This window comes from Collinsella sp. AM18-10 (assembly GCF_003471585.1).
In the GTDB taxonomy this organism is placed as follows: Bacteria; Actinomycetota; Coriobacteriia; order Coriobacteriales; family Coriobacteriaceae; genus Collinsella.
In genome coordinates this window covers 91,271-107,979 of sequence record NZ_QRJO01000004.1, presented here as the reverse complement: position 1 = coordinate 107,979, position 16,709 = coordinate 91,271, and the positions used below count along the sequence as shown (strand labels likewise).

16 protein-coding genes and 1 pseudogene are annotated in these 16,709 nt (G+C 66.0%); 6 read left to right on the top strand and 11 right to left on the bottom strand.

Annotation, left to right across the window (positions count from 1 at the left end; genetic code table 11):
• Window positions 1-5: 5 nt before the first annotated feature.
• Genes cobS through cobM form a run of 10 tightly spaced genes read right to left on the bottom strand, consistent with a single transcriptional unit; the run spans window position 6 to window position 9,825 of the window.
• A complete protein-coding gene (gene cobS, locus DW211_RS04495) occupies window positions 6-773 on the bottom strand; it encodes an adenosylcobinamide-GDP ribazoletransferase (protein WP_118259471.1) in 768 nt (255 codons plus the stop codon).
• The gene (locus DW211_RS04490) at window positions 770-1,318 is read right to left on the bottom strand and encodes a bifunctional adenosylcobinamide kinase/adenosylcobinamide-phosphate guanylyltransferase (protein ID WP_118259469.1); all 549 of its coding nucleotides are present in this window, start codon (window positions 1,316-1,318) and stop codon (window positions 770-772) included. Before DW211_RS04490 ends, cobS begins: the two co-directional genes overlap by 4 nt.
• Window positions 1,315-2,457 carry a nicotinate-nucleotide--dimethylbenzimidazole phosphoribosyltransferase gene (gene cobT / locus DW211_RS04485; protein WP_118259467.1) on the bottom strand — a complete coding sequence of 381 codons (1,143 nt, stop codon included), beginning with the start codon at window positions 2,455-2,457 and terminating at the stop codon, window positions 1,315-1,317. The genes DW211_RS04490 and cobT overlap by 4 nt, the downstream gene beginning before the upstream one ends.
• Complete coding sequence (locus DW211_RS04480; protein ID WP_233540942.1) at window positions 2,450-3,832, bottom strand: cobyrinate a,c-diamide synthase; 1,383 nt, start codon at window positions 3,830-3,832, stop codon at window positions 2,450-2,452. Before DW211_RS04480 ends, cobT begins: the two co-directional genes overlap by 8 nt.
• Window positions 3,829-5,301, bottom strand: a complete 1,473-nt coding sequence (cbiE, locus tag DW211_RS04475; protein WP_118259466.1) for a precorrin-6y C5,15-methyltransferase (decarboxylating) subunit CbiE — start codon at window positions 5,299-5,301, stop codon at window positions 3,829-3,831. Before cbiE ends, DW211_RS04480 begins: the two co-directional genes overlap by 4 nt.
• Complete coding sequence (cobJ, locus tag DW211_RS04470) at window positions 5,289-6,032, bottom strand: precorrin-3B C(17)-methyltransferase (RefSeq protein ID WP_118259464.1); 744 nt, start codon at window positions 6,030-6,032, stop codon at window positions 5,289-5,291. The genes cbiE and cobJ overlap by 13 nt, the downstream gene beginning before the upstream one ends.
• A complete protein-coding gene (locus tag DW211_RS04465) occupies window positions 6,032-7,165 on the bottom strand; it encodes a cobalt-precorrin 5A hydrolase (protein WP_117637723.1) in 1,134 nt (377 codons plus the stop codon). The genes cobJ and DW211_RS04465 overlap by 1 nt, the downstream gene beginning before the upstream one ends.
• Window positions 7,166-7,855: a precorrin-2 C(20)-methyltransferase gene (gene cobI / locus DW211_RS04460; protein ID WP_117637722.1), complete on the bottom strand. Its 690-nt coding sequence runs from the start codon at window positions 7,853-7,855 to the stop codon at window positions 7,166-7,168.
• Window positions 7,848-9,032 carry a cobalt-precorrin-5B (C(1))-methyltransferase CbiD gene (gene cbiD / locus DW211_RS04455; protein WP_255413170.1) on the bottom strand — a complete coding sequence of 395 codons (1,185 nt, stop codon included), beginning with the start codon at window positions 9,030-9,032 and terminating at the stop codon, window positions 7,848-7,850. The genes cobI and cbiD overlap by 8 nt, the downstream gene beginning before the upstream one ends.
• A gap of 1 nt (window position 9,033) precedes the next feature.
• A complete protein-coding gene (cobM, locus tag DW211_RS04450) occupies window positions 9,034-9,825 on the bottom strand; it encodes a precorrin-4 C(11)-methyltransferase (protein ID WP_118259462.1) in 792 nt (263 codons plus the stop codon).
• 458 nt (window positions 9,826-10,283) lie between these two features.
• On the opposite strand from cobM, the gene DW211_RS04445 reads away from it, so the two are divergent.
• The 6 genes and pseudogenes from DW211_RS04445 to DW211_RS10285 all read left to right on the top strand — a co-directional run.
• The gene (locus tag DW211_RS04445) at window positions 10,284-11,210 is read left to right on the top strand and encodes a sirohydrochlorin cobaltochelatase (RefSeq protein WP_118259460.1); all 927 of its coding nucleotides are present in this window, start codon (window positions 10,284-10,286) and stop codon (window positions 11,208-11,210) included.
• A gap of 144 nt (window positions 11,211-11,354) precedes the next feature.
• Entirely contained in the window at window positions 11,355-11,888 is a 534-nt protein-coding gene (locus DW211_RS04440) for a hypothetical protein (protein WP_089571779.1), read from the top strand.
• Between the two features lie 4 nt (window positions 11,889-11,892).
• Window positions 11,893-13,464: an ABC transporter substrate-binding protein gene (locus DW211_RS04435; protein WP_147357240.1), complete on the top strand. Its 1,572-nt coding sequence runs from the start codon at window positions 11,893-11,895 to the stop codon at window positions 13,462-13,464.
• Between the two features lie 22 nt (window positions 13,465-13,486).
• Entirely contained in the window at window positions 13,487-14,509 is a 1,023-nt protein-coding gene (locus DW211_RS04430; protein ID WP_118259456.1) for an iron ABC transporter permease, read from the top strand.
• Window positions 14,510-15,826, top strand: coding sequence for an ABC transporter ATP-binding protein (locus DW211_RS04425; RefSeq protein WP_118259455.1), 1,317 nt, complete (start codon window positions 14,510-14,512; stop codon window positions 15,824-15,826).
• A gap of 29 nt (window positions 15,827-15,855) precedes the next feature.
• Window positions 15,856-16,080 (top strand): annotated as a pseudogene (locus tag DW211_RS10285) (DDE-type integrase/transposase/recombinase); the annotation flags it as partial.
• Between the two features lie 3 nt (window positions 16,081-16,083).
• On the opposite strand, the gene DW211_RS04415 reads toward DW211_RS10285, so the two are convergent.
• The gene (locus DW211_RS04415; protein ID WP_158568490.1) at window positions 16,084-16,695 is read right to left on the bottom strand and encodes a TetR/AcrR family transcriptional regulator; all 612 of its coding nucleotides are present in this window, start codon (window positions 16,693-16,695) and stop codon (window positions 16,084-16,086) included.
• Window positions 16,696-16,709 lie beyond the last annotated feature (14 nt).

Genomic DNA, 16,709 nt, shown 5'->3' with positions numbered 1-16,709 from the left:
GAGCATCATAGGAGCATGCCCCCCGCCACCAGCATGGCAAGCATCGCGAGCTCGGCCCATTGCAGAAACCATCCGGCCAAATCCCCCGTCACCCCGCCGAAGCGGGACAGGGCAACATGGCGGTACCACGCGAGCGCCAAAAGCCCCGTCACCGCCATAAGGGCGCCGACGGCCTGAGCGCACGCGACCATCCCTGCAGCCGAAGCCGCAGCGAAAGCGCAAAGCGGCACGACGATCGCCGCGCGCTTCTTCGCAGGCGAGAGCCCCGCGGCCATGCCGTCCGCCCGCGCGGCAGGCCAGCATTCAACGGCGAGTCCCGAAAGCGCGCGGGAGAACACGAGCGAGCACAGAAGCGCGAGGAACGCCCCCGCCGTAAGCGGCAGCGCGGTGAACAGGGAAAACTGCAGAATAAGGTACACAACAACACCGATAACCCCGAAGGCGCCCGCCCGCGGATCGTGCATGATCTCGAGCTTTCGCTCGCGCGGGGCCCAACTTGCAAGCGCATCGGAGGTGTCGCAGAGCCCGTCTAGGTGGATGCCTCCCGTCACCGCCACAGGCAGCGCCACGAGCACGGCCGCGACGATGGTCGCGGGCACGCCGAGCAGGTTCGCAACGTGTCCCCACGCCGTCATGAGGAACCCTTCCGCAAGACCCACCAGGGGAAACGCGGCAAGCGCATGGGTTGACCCGAAATTGGTCCAGGCCGATTTCGGGACGGGGATGCGCGAGAACGTTCCGAACGCCGCGCCGATTGCCTCTGTTATCTTCACCTTGTAGGTCCTTCACCTTTCATCCACACGGGAATCCCGCATACCACTTCGACTGCGCGGTCGGCCAGCGCCGCCACGCCCGCGTTCACGCGCGCGAGCGCGCGCCTCCATGCCTCGGCCCCCTCATCGTAGCGCATCCCATCGGCGAACACGTCGACGGTGACCACCACCGTATACGCAGCGGCCTGAGCGAGCCGTTCGATGCCTCCGAGCACCTCGCGCGCCGCAGCGTCGGGGTCACGTGGGGACAAGCCGCCTTCCGCGAAAAGCTCGTTCGCAACCAGGTTGCCCACGTCCTCCAAAAGAAGCGTGCAGCCGCGCGGAAGCCCGGACACTGCGGCGCCCACGTCACGCGTTCGCTCGAGGGTGGAAAACCCCTTGCCCTCGCGCAGCGCCCGATGGCGCGCGATGCGGCGGGCGCCCTCTTCCCCGAAGGGCTCCATCGTTGCCAGGTACACGCGAGGGCCGTCGTGCCCGAGGCACAGGGACTCGGCGTAGGCGCTCTTGCCGCTCGCGGCGGCGCCGATGACGAGCGTCACCGTCATTTCCCGGCCTCGAAATGCTCGTAAGCAGCCATGCCAGTCGCCGTGAACGTCTTCCCATCCCGGTACACGCGCAGCGCCGAATCCAGAAGGGGGAGATACGCCATGGCGCCCGTGCCCTCGCCCAAGTGCATGCCTGCGTCGAGGGGCGCCTTTATGCCGAGCTCGCGAAGGAGCTCCCGGCTTGCGGGTTCGCTTGATGCGTGGGTGCCCACGAGGTAGCCCAAGGCGTTGGGGCACAGGCGCGCCGCGCACAGGGCCGCCGTGCAGGATATGACCCCGTCGAGGAGCGCCGGCGCCTTCGAGACCGCGGCCCCCAGGTAGAAGCCGCACATCGCAGCGATGTCGAAGCCGCCCACCTTCGAGAGCACGTCGATCGGGTCGGCGGGATCGGGCGAGTTCGCGTCGATAGCGCGCTCGACCACGTCGCGCTTGCGCGCGAGCGAGGCGTCCGAGAGCCCCGCGCCGCGCCCGACAAGGCTCCGCGCGTCCGCCCGGATGAGCACTGCGGCCACCGCCGCCGAGGTGGTCGTGTTGCCGATGCCCATCTCGCCCGCGGCGAGAAGGCGCACGCCGGCGCGGGCAAGCCCGCACGCGACGGCGATTCCGACCTCGATCGCGCGCACGGCCCCATCGCGAGACATAGCGGGGCCGTGCGCGATGTTGCCGCTCCCCCGCCGCACGTTCGCGCGCACCATGCGCGCGTCTTCTATGCCCCGGGCCATACCCACGTCGACGGGCACGACCTCGGCACCCGCGAACGCCGCCATGCGGCAGGCGCTCGCGGCCCCCTCGCACATGTTGCGCGCGACGGCTCGCGTCACATCTTGCCCGCTTTGCGACACGCCTTCGGCAACGACCCCGTTGTCGGAGAAGAATACCGCGAGCGCACGGGGAAACTCGGCAACCTCGGCGCTCCCCTGAGCTGCGGCGATACGCGCGACGGCGTCTTCAAAGTCGCCCAATCCCCCCAAGGGGTGCGCGATGGAGTCCCACGCGGCGTACGCGGCGGCACGGGCGCACTCGTCTGCGGGCGCGATCCGGGAAAGCGCGGCTTCGAGCACGGCGCCCGGCGCCGACGAGAACGCGCGCTCGACTTCCTCGCGGATGCAGGCAAGCGCGGTTTCGGTTGCTTCAGCCATGCCGCCTCCTCTCTGCGAACGACGCTGCGGCAGACGCGAACGCGCGCGCAACATCGGGGTTCGCAGGATAGTACACATGCGGGAAGCCCGCCACCAGGGACGGGGTGGTCGTCATGCACGGCCAGCCCTTGTCGCGCCGGGGCTTCTGCGCCCAAAAGTCGCCGCCCGGGCAGGTGGACTGCCAGTAGTGGAACTCGTGCGCGCGGATGCGTGTGCCGCGCGGCCCGTAGAGCCCGTCGCGTTGGGAAGTAAGCTCCACGTACCCGAAATGGGACAGCCTTCCCCCGTTCTCGCTTGCGCCCTCAAGGGCGCCCGCAACAGGCCAGCGCCGCCCCTCGCTATCGGCGATTTCGCGCTGCAGGTACAGAAGCCCACCGCATTCGGCGACCGTCGGCATGCCGGATTCCACCGCGTGCCGCACCGCCTCGCGCATCGGCGCGTTCTCGGAGAGCTGCCGCGCATGGAGCTCCGGGTAGCCGCCCCCCAGATAGAGGGCGCTTGTCCCCCGGGGCAACTCGCTATCACACAGGGGGCTGAAAAAGGCCAGCTCGCAACCCAGATCCTTGAGCGCGCGCAGGTTCTCCTCGTAGTAGAACGAGAACGCCTCGTCACGCGCGACGGCGACGATGGGCCGCGCTCCCGCGATCGGCTCCGACCGGTAAGGTTCCTCGCGGATATCGGGTGCCGTCGCCGCTATTTCAAGCAAGCGGTCGACGTCGACGCTCTTTTCCACCAGCTCGGCCATCTTGTCGATGCGCGCGGAGAGCTGCTCGACCTCGTCGGCGGTCACAAGCCCCAGATGCCGGCTTTCGAGCGAGAACGTCTCGTCGGCGGGGATATTCCCCAAAACCGCGACGCCCGTGTGCTTCTCGATCGCAGGCGCCGCGTAGGCGCAGGCAGCGGCGCTCGTCTTGTTCAGCACGACGCCGCGCACGTTCGCACAAGGCAGGAACTCGGCGATGCCGCGGATTACGGCGGCGAGCGATAAAGACGCCCCGCGCCCGTTCACCACTAAAACGACCGGCGTTTCCGTGTCGCGCGCAACCTGGTAGCTGCTCGCGTCGGCCACGCCGGGCGCCATGCCGTCGTAGAAGCCCATGACCCCCTCGAGCACCGCGACATCCGCGCCCGCGGCGCCGCGTGCGAGCAGGGCGCGCAGCGTCGGGGCGTCGGTGAAAAAGCCGTCTAAATTGCCCGAGCGCGCACCCACGACGCGGCGATGAAAGAGCGGGTCAATGTAGTCGGGGCCGCATTTGAAGGCCGCGCATGCAAGGCCGCGGCGCGCGAGCGCGCGCAGGAGCGCGCACGTGACGACCGTCTTGCCGCTCCCGCTCGAGGGCGCAGCGACCATGACGCGAGGGATGGACGTGCTCACCGGGCACCGCCTTCCCCACCTGCGGCGTTGCAGTTAGCAAGCGAGACCACCTCAACGGATGGTTTCCCCTCGGTAGAGGGGTCCTCCCCGACAGGCAACTCAGCAAGCGTCCCGACTTCGGCAAGCTCCTCGGCATCCGCGCCCGCACCACGCGCGCTGACGAGGAACACGGGGTTTTGCGCCTTCATAAGATGGTGCGAGCCTACAGTCTCGGCGCGGGCGGCCGACACCTGGCACGCCTCGAACCCCTTAAAGCGCGAACCCGAGAGGAGCGCGCACGCCTCGGTGAGCGTCTCAACGGTGACGCATGGCACGCACAGGCGAACCTGTGAGTTCTTCTCGAGCGCCGCCTCCACGATGGAGGGAAGCTCGCCCGCGCTCCCGCCGACGAACACGGCGTCGGGGACGGGCAGTTTCGCGAGCGCTTCGGGGGCGACACCGGGGACCGCATGCACGTTGCCGCACCCGAATGCATCCGCGTTCTCTCGGATGAGCCGCACGCCGGCCGCGTTGCGCTCGACCGCCCATACCGACCCCGCTCGCGCGACGAGCGCCGCCTCGATCGACACGCTCCCCGTGCCGGCGCCGACATCCCACACGGTGTCGGTCGCGGTAAGGCGCAGCTTCGCGAGCGCGACGGCGCGCACCTCCTGCTTGGTCATGGGAACGTCGCCGCGGATGAAGAGCTCGTCGGGAATGCCCGAGGAAGCGTACGGCCAGCGGGGGCTCGCGGCGCGGGATGCGCCCGCAGAGTCCGCCGCGGAAGAAGCCGTCGCGGGCGCAGACGCGCCGGCCGGCGCCTCGGAGGCTGCGCTAGAGCCCGCAGGCGACCCGGCGCCGCCTGCGGGCTCGATAAGCATTACGTTCAAGTCGTCGAACGTCTGACCTGCGATTTCACTTGCGGTCGCGCAGGTGATGCGCTCGTCGGGGTACGACAGGCGCTCGGCCACCGTCACGCGCGCGTCCCCGAAGCCCGCCTGCACAAGCTCGCCCGAAAGCCGCGAGGGGTCTTCCCCGCCCGACGTGGCGAGGAAGAGCTCACCTGCGCGCTCAGCCTCGGCCACAATGTCGCACGCCACGCCGTGAGCGCTCACGAAGCGCCAATCCTGCCATGGACGCGCGAGGCGCGCGGCGAGATACGACGCTGAGCTTATGCCGGGAATGACGCGCACGTCCACCTGCGCGTCGCCGGAGAGCGCCTCCACCAGGCGGCGCGCGCCGCTGAACAGCCCCACATCGCCCGTCATCACGACCACGGCGCGCTGCCACGACGCCGCATCGGTGAGCGCGGCGACGATGTCCGCCGTCTTCACGAGCTCGCACCTCACCACGTCGGGCGGCACGTCGATGCCGACAAGCGCGCGATGAGCGCCGATGACCACGTCGGCGATGTCGATCGCCTCGCGCGCCGCGCGCGAGAGCAAGTCGGGGTTTCCGGGCCCCGCCCCGATGATCGTTATCTTTCGCATGGAATCTCCCGATACCCGCGCGGCGTGACCATACGGCCGCCTACGCGCTTTGTGTCCGCGTTGCCGACGAACACGGTAGTGAACATGTCGGCGTCGAACTCCCCCAGATCGGAGAGCCTGCACATGCCCGATTGCTGCCCCTCGCGCCCGATGTTGCGTACCCAACCGCAGAGCGTGTCGGGGGCCTTCCATTTGAGCATAATCTTCGCCGCGCGCGAGAGCCTGTCGGCGCGCTTTCTGCTGCGCGGGTTGTACAAACAGATGCAGAAGTCGGCGCTCGCCACGGCGGCGAGCCTGCGCTCGATGACCTCCCACGGCGTGAGCAGGTCGGAAAGCGACACGACCGCGAAATCGTGGGCAAGCGGGGCGCCGAGCACCGCCGACCCGCTCTGAGCCGCGGTGACCCCGGCGATAACTTCCACGTCTACATCGGGGTAGTCCTCCGCAAGCTCCAGCACGGGGCTCGCCATGCCATACACGCCCGCGTCACCGCTGCACACGAGCGCCACCGCTTCTCCACTCTGCGCGCGCGAAAGCGCCACGCGGCACCGTTCGACCTCGTGCATCATCGGCGTCGCGAGATGCGCCGCGTCGGGCACGGCGGCGAGCGCAAGCTCCACGTATTTCGTGTACCCCACAACGATGTCGACCGCCTCGAGCGCGCGCCGAGCCGCAATCGTCATGCCGTCGGGGCCGCCCGGGCCGATCCCCACCACGAAGAGCTTTCCCATCACCGCTCCTTAAACGAAAGTTCGATAGTTACCTTGGAAAACGCGACGGTCACGCCGCCATGAGCGAGCTTCGGGAAGATAAGTATGCCCCCGTCCGCGAGCGCCGCGCGCTCGCACACGTTGTCGACTCCCACCGTCGCGCGCACGAAATCAGATGGCGAAACGCTGCCTTCGACCTGCGACAACTCCTCTGCGGAATACGTCGCGAGCGGGATATTGCGCGCGCGGCAGAAGGCGAGCAGACCCTCCTCGCGCGCCTTCACGTCGATCGTCGCCGCCTCGCACACGGCCGAAGGCGAGATACCCGCCTGCCCGCACGCGAGAAGAAACGCCTCCCCGATCGCTTCGGCGCACGCACCGCGGCGGCACCCTATGCCCACAACGATGCAGGGCACGACAAGGCGAAGCGGCTCGGGCGCAGGCGCCTGAGCCCGCACGCCCGCCGGCTTCCCCGTCTCACCGGCGGGTACGACCTCGCCCGTTGTCTCCGCCGCGCGAACGGACGCACCTGCATTCGCGCCAGCGAACGGCGACACGACGATATCGGCCCGAGCGCGGTCGGACGCAATGTCAACCCCCTCAGGCGGCTGTCCCGAAATCGGCATGTCGGAATAGAGCGCCACGCGCCCGCCCGAAAGCAGCCGTGCCGACACTCGCTTGATAGCCTCGGGATTCGAAACAGCGAGCCCCGCACAGCGCGCCCACGTATCCACCGCCCACACGCCGCGGACGTCGGTCGCCGTGGTGATGACGGGGATGGCCCCTGCCGCGCGTGCCACAGTTTGCGCAAGCTCGTTCGCACCGCCCAAATGCCCCGACAAAAGTGGGACGGCAAAGCGCCCCGCCTCGTCGATCACCACAACCGCGGAATCGGTTGCCTTCGAGGCGACATGCGGCGCGATCGCCCGCACGGCGATGCCCGCCGCGCCCACGAACAGAAGCGCGTCCGACGCTTCCCACGCGAGCGCCGTCCATGCGCGCAGGTCGGCCTTCCCCTCGCCGAACCCGCGCGAAACGGAAACGTCCCAGCCAGGGTCATCCTCACCTGTCTGCGCGCAATCGGAAAGCGCGCGTGCGGTGCGCTCCGCCAACGCATATCCCCTCTCAGTGAACGCTATGCAGGAAACCCTCATCTAGCGCACCACCATCGTCGAGAAGTAGCTGCCCCGATCGGGCACATCGTCGAGCGAGCGGTACACGCGCTCGCCCGGAAGCCCACAGTCCTCTACGAGCTCGGAACCGTCGAAGGCGCCCTCCTCGCGAAGGATGCGCTTCGTGTCCGCAAGCGAGCGGCGCGCCTTCATGACCACCTTCGTCCCCGGCCAGCCGATTGCGCGGCGCACGTCGTCGTAGCCGCCGGACACGATGTGCAGAGGCGACGACATCTCGGGCGTGAGGTCGCGCTCGAGCGCTGCGGCGACCGCGCAGAAGCTCGGCACGCCGGGAATGGCGCGCGCCTCGAACCCGCGGGCGCGCACGTCGGGCGCTATGCGCTGGAAGGTGGCGTAGATGCTTGGGTCCCCCAGGTTCAGCAGCGCGACGTCGCGGGCCGCATCCAGGTGCGCGACAAGCTCGCGAACAAGCGAGGCATGCTCGGCCGCGCGGCGCTCGGCGTCGCGCGTCATCGAGAATCGCACGGGGATCACCGTCTTGCCTGTAAGGTCGACGGCGCCGAGCACGATGTCGAGCGCGACCATGACCCCGTCCGCCGTCTGCGGTGCGGCGATGACCGGACACGATTCGATTGTGCGGACGGCCTTGATCGTGAGCAGCTCGGGGTCGCCAGGCCCCGTGCCCACCCCGTACAGCACGCCTTTACTCATACGTCGCCCCCAATTCCCCGATAACTGCATCGGCGCCCGACGTGCGGAAAAGCTCACAGCGCTCGGCGTCGAACACGACCGCGGCGATGTCGCATGCGCCCGCCGCGCGGCGGCGCAACCTGTCCTCGATTGCCGCAGCGAGCGAGGCGCGCGCAGCGTCCCCCACGCCGGCGGCCTCGATTACCTCGAGCGCCGCCGTGGTCGTGACCGACGACATGATCTCGCGCACGGTCTTCGCGCCCGCGCCGGCCAAGGCCGCGTGGGCGGCCAGAATCTCCGCGCGGCAGTCGGCGGTACGCGAATGGGTGTCCATGATGCCGCCCGCGACCTTCACCAGCTTGCCGATGTGTCCCACAAGAAGGACATTGGTAAATCCCTCGCGAACGCAGCAATCAATCGCATCGCCCACAAAGTTGGAGATGAAGACCACCGGCGCACCGTTTAGGTGGAAATGCCCCGAGATGAACTGCGCGCCGTAGTTGCCGGGCGTGAGCACGACTCCGCGCCGCCCCATAGCCGCATGCTGCCGGATCTCGAGCTCGATGCTGTCGCGCAAGGCAGCGAGGCTGCGCGGCTCGACGATGCCCGTCGTGCCCAGGATGGAGATGCCGTCCTCTATCCCCAGGTGCGGGTTGAAGGTCTTTTCGGCAAGGGCAACACCCTCGGGTACCGAAATCGTCACAGCAATATTTCCAGAAAAGCCGTGCGCGGCGCACACCTCGCGCACCGCCGAAGTGATCATCGCGCGCGGTGTCGCGTTGATGGCGGCCGCCCCCACCGGCTGTTCGAGCCCGGGCAATGTCACGCGCCCCACGCCCACGCCGCCATCGACGGAAACTTCCGATTCGCGCGCGGGCACGCCCTTGCTGCCCGCAGCGCCCGTGCCCGACCCCGCATGTTCCACGCGCGCGTACACGAGTACGCCGTCGGTCACATCGGCATCGTCGCCTGCGTCCTTTCGCACGGCGCACTGGGCGCACCCCTCGCCGATACATGCGTCTACCACGTTCGCCTCGACGGGCAGCCCGCCGGGGGTGACGATCGACACGCGGCCGACGGGCTTTCGTGACAAGAGCATCTCACAGGCCGCCTTCGCCGCGAGCGCGGCGCAGCTCCCCGTGGTGTAGCCGCAGCGCAGGCGGGTCGTCCCGGTATATATGTAGTGCTCGAAGGCCACGCTAGCTGCTCGCCTTTCGATACCCTGTGGCAAACGAAGGGTCGTAAAGCTTGCTGCGCTCGTACGACTCCGCTTGCGCGCCGATGTGCGCAAGCCCGCCACGAACTCCGAGCACGCGGCCCACCACCACGAGCGCCGTGCGGTCGATGCCCTCTCGCGCGCCCGCATCGGCGAGCGTGCCCACTGTGCAGCGCACCACGCGCTCCTCAGGCCAGGTCGCCTTGTACACGAGCGCCGCCGGCTCGTCGGAGCTGCGGCCCGCGCCCAAAAGCTCGGCGGAAAGCTCGGCGAGCATACCCGAGCTCAGGAAGATGACCATAGTCGAGCCGCTTTCCGCCATGGTGCGCATGCCCTCGCCCGCGGGCATGGGGGTACGTCCGGAAAGCCGCGTGATCACGACCGACTGGCTGATTCCCGGCAGCGTGTATTCCTGGCGAAGCGCCGCCGCGGCACCGCAAAAGCTCGACACGCCGGGCACCACCTCGTAGTCCACGCCGCGCGCGTCGAGCGCGTCCATCTGCTCCTGGATGGCGCCGTACAGGCACGGGTCGCCCGTGTGCAGGCGCACCACTTCCTCGCCCCGCGCATCTGCCGCGCACATCACGTCGAGCACTTCCTCCAAGGTCATGTGCGCGCTGTCGTAGACGACGCAGGATTCCTTGCACTCGGCGAGCAGCTCGGGATTCACAAGGCTTCCCGCCCAAACGACTACGTCGGCCGCGCGCAGAAGGCGCGCCCCGCGCAGCGTGATAAGGTCGGCGGCGCCCGAGCCTGCGCCAACGATATGAATCATCCGAGCCTTCCCTTCCCGTTTCTCATCGCAACCGTTTACGCCGCCATTCGCGCAGCGGGCAAAACACGGCGCCTGCGGCAGCAATCGGCGCAAATACGCAGGCAGGAGGCGCAATGCCGCCCGCGCTGGCTTTGACACGTTCACAAGTGCCCACTATCATAGTAAAAGTTTCGGCAACGAGCATATGACAATCGGATAAAAGGAAATGACCGGCGCGGCGCCTGCACAGCCCGCGCTGGCTTGCGGAGGGAACCAGGTGGGAATCCTGGGCAAGGGACATTACTGTATAGGACGCGCGGGCGAACCGCCTCGCGCCCCAAGCCAGACTGCTTCGCCTTTTCCTCACGGCATCGCCGTGGCGTTAGCTCCTTGTGAACCCCGAGGGGTGCGCTTTTCTTTCGCTTGTGCCGACAAGCAACTGTCGCCGGGGGACCGGCAAACCGAGGAAAGGAAAAACCATGTCCGACCAGATGTCACGCCGCGGCTTCATGGGCGCCGCAGCAACCGGAGCCGTCGCGCTCGCCGGAGTCGCGCTCGCGGGCTGCTCCAACACCTCCGCGAGTTCCGAGAAATCTAGTGAAAAGGAGAAGGCCGCGAAGCCGGTCATCCTCGTCACGAGCTTCGGCACGAGCTACAACGACTCGCGCCACATCACCATCGGCGCCATCGAAGACGCTATCCGCGAGAAGTACTGGCAGGACTACGACATCCGCCGCGCCTTCACCGCGCAGATCATCATCGACAAACTGAAGAAGCGCGACGGCATCACGATCGACAACATGACCGAGGCGCTCGACCGCTGCGTGGAAGACGGCGTGAAGGAAATCGTCGTGCAGCCGACGCATCTCATGGCTGGCCTGGAATACGCCGACGTGAAAGACGAGCTCGACAAGTACGCCGACAAGTTCGACAAGATCTCGCTCGGCGACCCGCTGCTCACCTCCGACGACGACTACAAGAAGGTGGCCGCAGCCATTAAGGAGAACATGGCGTCCTTCGACGACGGCAAGACGGCGCTGTGCCTCATGGGCCACGGCACCGAAGCCGATTCCAACGCCGACTATGCCAAGATGCAGGAAGTGTTCAAGAACGAGGGCTTGACGCAGTTCTTCGTCGGCACCGTCGAGGCTGAACCGACCTGCGAGGATGTTATCGCCGCTGCGAGCGCCGCAGGGTACAAGAAGGCCGTGCTCGCGCCGTTCATGGTGGTCGCGGGCGACCACGCGAACAACGACATGGCAGACGAGACCGACCCCGACAGCTGGGCTGCAAAGTTCGTGGCCGCCGGCTTCGAAGTGACGTGCCTGCTCCAGGGTCTGGGACAGAACGCCGCGGTCGACGACATCTACGTCTCGCACGTGGACGACGCCATCGCCAAGCTGTAAACTCGCCGCGCACGGGGGCGCCGGTCGCGTCCCCGTGCAACGGGCATGCGCCTTCCCCGACCGACGGCGCATGCCCGTTGCATTCGCATCCCGCCCGCCCACCGCACGGCGCGGGCGGTAGAAGCGATTGAAAGGAACCCCTCCATGTTGAAGAAAACCCTCGTCTTCGCCCTGTCGGCGGCGCTTCTCGCGTTCTCGCTCGCCGGCTGCGCCGGAAATTCAAGCGACAGCGCAAAGGCAAGCAATACCGATTCCCAGGAAAAGACCGAGCAGGCGGCCGATGCGACCGAGGGCGCAAGCGCTGCCCCCATCACCGCCGACAAGGTGGCCGACGGCACCTATCCGATCACCGTAGATTCCAGCTCGAACATGTTCAGGATTGTGGACGCCCAGCTCATCGTGGAAAACGGCTCCATGCACTGCGTGATGACGCTTTCCGGCACGGGCTACGGCAAGCTCTTCATGGGCACGGGCGACGAGGCTGCCGCCGCGAGCGAGGCCGACTTCATCCCCTATGTGGAAAACGCGGAAGGCAAGTACACCTACGACGTGCCCGTTGATGCGCTCGACGAGGACACCGCCTGTGCCGCGTGGAGTATTAGAAAAGAGCAGTGGTACGACCGCACGCTTGTGTTCGAATCCGCCGGCGTCGATCTGCGCGCCGACGCACTGAAGTAACGCCATGCGGTTGATTCTCCCCAAGGGGGAAAACAGGAAGCGCCACAGCATCGCGGCGCGCGCGATCACCTGCGTTCTCGTCGCCCTGCTCGCGCTTCCCTTCGCGGGGTGCAGTGCGAGCCCGAACGCGACCGGTGGCACGGCGGGCTCTCAGGAATACACTGTGAATGTCTCGCTTTCCGGCGGGTCAGGGCGCGCAAGCATCGCCTCACCCACCACAATTGTGAAGGATGGCGACACCTACACCGCGACCATCACCTGGTCGAGTTCGAACTACGACAAGATGACCGTCGACGGCGTGGACTACGCACCCGTAAACGACGGCGGCAACTCCACGTTCGAGATACCCGTCACGCTCGACGAGGACATCGCCGTGTCGGCCGAGACCGTCGCCATGTCGACGCCGCACACCATCGACTACACGATCCACTTCGACTCATCCACCATGAAGGAGAAATCGGGCGACGATGCAAGCGGCGGCTCCCCTGCGGGAACGGCTTCAAGCGCCGCGGCCGACTTCCACAACGCCGATTTGGGCTGTGGCTGGGAGCCGACGGGGGCGCTTCAGCTTGAATACGCCGAGCACTTCACTGTCGACGAGTTCGAAGGCGGTCTGCGGCTTATCTGCGTTTCGAATGGGGAGCGTTTCCTCGTGGTGCCGCAAGATGCGAAGGTACCTGATGGGTTGAGCTCCGACATCGCGGTCATAAGGCGCCCCGCCGACAAGGTGTACCTCGTGTCGTCGGCGACGATGTGCCTGGTCGACGCGCTCGATGCGAACGACAATATCATCATGTCGGGCACGAAGGCCGACGATTGCTCGGTCGCAGGCTTCAAAAGCGCGCTCGAAAGTGGGGCGATCGCCTACGGCGGCAAGTACAGCGCGCCCGACTACGAGCGAATATCGGCCTCGGGCTGCACGCTCGCCATCGAGAACACCATGATCAACCACACGCCCGATGTGAAGGAAAAGCTGCAGAAGCTCGGGCTCGTCGTGCTCACCGAACAGTCGTCGAGCGAGCCCGAAGCACTCGGGCGCGTCGAGTGGATTAAGCTTTTCGGCGTCCTGTTCGACAAGGAAGACGAGGCCGCGCACCTGTTCAACGAGCAGAAGGCCCGCGTCGAGCAAACGTCGGGGCTCGCGTCGTCAGGTAAAACCGTGGCGTATTTCTACATTAACTCGAACGGGGCCGCCGTCACGCGGCGGGCGGGCGACTACGTGGCGCAGATGATCGAGCTTGCAGGCGGCAGCTATGCGCTCGATGACGCGCAGACGGCGTCGACGTCAGGTTCGTCAGTAACGCTCGAAATGGAGCGCTTCTACGCGACGGCGAAGGATGCCGACATCATCGTCTACAACGGCACCATCGACGAATCGGTTGCCACCTTGAACGACTTCGTAGGCAAAAACGCGCTATTGTCGCAGTTCAAAGCCGTGAAGAACGGCAACGTCTGGGTCACAAGCGCCGACATGTACCAGCAGATGACTTCTACCGCCGACATTATCGACGAGCTGCACGGGGCGTTCACCGGCGATGACGCGAGCGACTTCCATTATCTGAGGAAGCTCGGCTAGCACCATGAGAAGCCGACTTTCCATGGCATACGACGAATCGGGGCGCGCCGCGCGGTATCGCGTCGTGACGGCGCTGCTCGCTGTTGCCCTCATCGTGCTCGTCGGGGCCAACCTGTGCATCGGGAGCGTGCTCGTGCCCGCAGACCACATCCCCGGCATCCTTTCGGGCGGCGCGGCCAATTCCATGGAAAGCCAGGTCATCTGGGAGATTCGCCTGCCGCGCGTGCTTTCAGCCGTGCTTCTCGGCGGGGCACTTTCGCTCTCCGGGTTCCTGCTGCAGACGTTTTTCAACAACCCCATCGCCGACCCGTTCATCTTGGGCGTCTCCTCGGGCGCAAAGTTCGTCGTCGCACTTACGATGATCGTACTTCTGGGCGCGAACCAGGCCATGTCCTCGCCGGCCATGGTGGCCGCAGCGTTTCTGGGCTCGCTTATCACCATCGGCTTCGTGCTCCTCATCGCACGGCGCATAAGTTCCATGGCCATGCTCATCGTGGCGGGCGTCATGGTGGGATACATCTGCTCGGCGGCGACGAACTTCCTCATCGCCTTCGCCGACGACCAGTCCATCGTGAACCTGCACAACTGGTCTTTGGGTAGCTTCTCGGGTTCGAGCTGGGACGACGTGGCGGTCATCGCGGTCGTGGTGATCACCGTGAGCGCATGCGTATTCGCGATATCGAAGCCCCTTTCCGCCTTCCAGCTGGGAGAAGCCTACGCGAAAAGCGTCGGCGTGAACGTCGCACGCTTCCGCGTGGTGCTCGTCCTTCTAGCGAGCATGCTCTCCGCCTGCGTGACCGCGTTCGCTGGTCCGGTGTCGTTCGTAGGCATCGCGGTTCCGCATCTCGTGAAGTCGGCGCTAAAGTCGTCGAAACCCATCCGCGTGATTCCTGCGTGCTTCTTGGGAGGCGCCATCTTCTGCGCGGGCTGCGATTTGATCGCACGTACGCTGTTCTCTCCCGTCGAGCTTTCCATCAGCGCCGTCACCGCCATCTTCGGCGCGCCGGTGGTTATCGCGCTCATGTTGAAGAAGCGGGTGAGGTAGATGGGGGAATTCGTGCCGCGGCCCAAAAAGCTCGGAGGGAACATTCCATGCTTAGACAGTCCTGAGCTCGCACGAAAGCGCCAGAAGGCACTTTCGGCTCGTGCGGAACTGCGCGCGGAACGACTCCTCCGAGCGGAGTCGAACCTCGAAGCCCCGGTCGAAACGCAGGCTGACGGAGTTCCGCTTTTCCGCATAAGCGACCTGTCGGCGGGCTACGACAAGAAGGTCGTAGTCGGAGGCGTCGATCTGGAGGTTCGCGCGGGCGACGTTGTGGCGCTCATCGGGCCGAACGGCTCGGGCAAGTCGACCATCTTGAAAACCATCACACGCCATCTGGCACCGCTTGCCGGCGCGGTCGAGCTCGACGGGCGGGAGATTTCCCGATGGAAGACGGCGGAGTTCGCAAGGAACCTTGCCGTTATGCAGACAGATCGCCCCCGGACCGAGCTCCTCACCTGCCGCGATATCGTAGAGGCGGGAAGGCATCCCTACACCGGGCGAATGGGCACACTCTCGCCCGACGACCATAGTCGGGTCGACGAGGCCATGAAAACCGCACATGTGGAAGAGCTCGCCGAGCGCGACTTCATGCAGATAAGCGACGGGCAACGCCAGCGCGTCATGCTCGCACGTGCCATCGCGCAGGATCCGCGTGTGCTCGTGCTCGACGAGCCCACGTCGTATCTCGATATCCGCTACCAGATCGACCTGCTGCGAATACTTCGACACCTTGCGAAATCGCGGAATGTGGCTGTCATCATGTCCATCCACGAACTCGAGCTCGCGCAGAAAAGCGCCGACAAGGTGATTTGCGTGAAGGACGGCCGGGTCTTCCGCGCCGGCGTACCCGAGGACATATTCACGCGCGAGACGATTGGCGAGCTCTACGGCCTTCAGCATGGCACCTTCAACGAGCGCTTCGGCAGCGTGGAAATTGGGCGCCCGCACGGCGATGCGCACACGTTCGTCATCGCCGGCGCAGGTACGGGGTCGGCTGTGTTTCGCCAGCTCATCCGGCAGGGCAAGGCGTTCTACACGGGCGTTCTGCACGAAGGGGACATCGACTGCGAGCTCGCGCGCGACCTGGCGGCGGAATGCGTGGCCGAGCGCGCCTTCGAGCCGATCGGGGATAAAACCATAGCCCGCGCCAAAGAGCTCCTCGTCCACTGCGCGCGCCTTATCGTGTGCCCCGCCGCCTTCGGCACCATTAACGCCCGCAACGCAGAGCTCGTCGAGTTCGCACGCTCGCACGGTATCGAGGTCATGCGAGCGTGCGAAGGCGCATCGGAGGATTCCCAATTGGGGTGGAAAGGATAAACTGGACTTTCTTTTAAGGATCCTCAGGCTACAGCTCCTACGCCGGCGAGGTCTACAAGGCGCCGGAGAACCTCGTAAACAGGAATTTCCACGCCGACGAGCCCAACCTGCTGTGGCTCACCGACATCACCGAGTTCAGACTCCCGGGCGGCGAGAAGGTCTACCTGAGCCCGGTCATCGACAGCTTCGGCGGGATGCTCGTCGCCTGGTCGATCGGGCTGCACCCCGACAAGCGCCTCGCGAACTCGAGCCTGCGCCTAATCCAAGCGAGATTCCAGACTCGACAGGCCATTGAGAGTCAGGTCGTTGGCGACCTCCGAGACGCGCTCGATAGGAACCGAGCCGTCAGACAGCGCCCATGTGCGATAGATTCCGATAATACCCGACAGCAAAAACGCCAGATAGTAGTCGAACATCTCGTCCTTGAGACCTTGGGGCAGCAGATCGCGCTCGGCAATCTCATGCTCGAGCGGCACGCGCAAACGCGTCATAAAATCGTCGAGCGGGATGTTTTCAATCAGCTGGCGATTGAGCACGAGGTTATTGCAAAGTGCCTCGTTGATGGTCTTAAAGAAGGTAGCCGCCGCTCCAAGGGCGCGCTCGTTGGGGTCACTGCCCATAGTGGAAAGCGTCTTTTCGACCGAGTCGACGATCATCTCGACCACATCGGCGGCGATGGCATCGAGCAAGCCATCAACCGTACCAAAGTGCACGTAGAAGGTTTTACGGTCGACATTGGCCTCGCGCGCGATGGCACTCACCGTAATGTCTGCCAGCGGCTTTTCCATGAGCAAGCGCTCAAAAGCGGAAAGGATGGCATTGCGGCTGCGAACGATACGGCGATCAATACGCGGTTTGCTGGTGTCCATGGACGTGTCCCTTC

Excerpts from the sequence above, each read along its gene's own strand:
- DW211_RS04490 (WP_118259469.1), bottom strand. The coding sequence starts at position 1,318 with ATGACGGTGACGCTCGTCATCGGCGCCGCCGCGAGCGGCAAGAGCGCC.
- cobT (WP_118259467.1), bottom strand. The coding sequence starts at position 2,457 with ATGGCTGAAGCAACCGAAACCGCGCTTGCCTGCATCCGCGAGGAAGTC.
- cbiE (WP_118259466.1), bottom strand. The coding sequence starts at position 5,301 with ATGCGAAAGATAACGATCATCGGGGCGGGGCCCGGAAACCCCGACTTG.
- cobJ (WP_118259464.1), bottom strand. The coding sequence starts at position 6,032 with ATGGGAAAGCTCTTCGTGGTGGGGATCGGCCCGGGCGGCCCCGACGGC.
- DW211_RS04465 (WP_117637723.1), bottom strand. The coding sequence starts at position 7,165 with ATGAGGGTTTCCTGCATAGCGTTCACTGAGAGGGGATATGCGTTGGCG.
- cobI (WP_117637722.1), bottom strand. The coding sequence starts at position 7,855 with ATGAGTAAAGGCGTGCTGTACGGGGTGGGCACGGGGCCTGGCGACCCC.
- cobM (WP_118259462.1), bottom strand. The coding sequence starts at position 9,825 with ATGATTCATATCGTTGGCGCAGGCTCGGGCGCCGCCGACCTTATCACG.
- DW211_RS04445 (WP_118259460.1), top strand. The coding sequence starts at position 10,284 with ATGTCCGACCAGATGTCACGCCGCGGCTTCATGGGCGCCGCAGCAACC.
- DW211_RS04440 (WP_089571779.1), top strand. The coding sequence starts at position 11,355 with ATGTTGAAGAAAACCCTCGTCTTCGCCCTGTCGGCGGCGCTTCTCGCG.
- DW211_RS04435 (WP_147357240.1), top strand. The coding sequence starts at position 11,893 with ATGCGGTTGATTCTCCCCAAGGGGGAAAACAGGAAGCGCCACAGCATC.
- DW211_RS04430 (WP_118259456.1), top strand. The coding sequence starts at position 13,487 with ATGGCATACGACGAATCGGGGCGCGCCGCGCGGTATCGCGTCGTGACG.
- DW211_RS04425 (WP_118259455.1), top strand. The coding sequence starts at position 14,510 with ATGGGGGAATTCGTGCCGCGGCCCAAAAAGCTCGGAGGGAACATTCCA.
- DW211_RS04415 (WP_158568490.1), bottom strand. The coding sequence starts at position 16,695 with ATGGACACCAGCAAACCGCGTATTGATCGCCGTATCGTTCGCAGCCGC.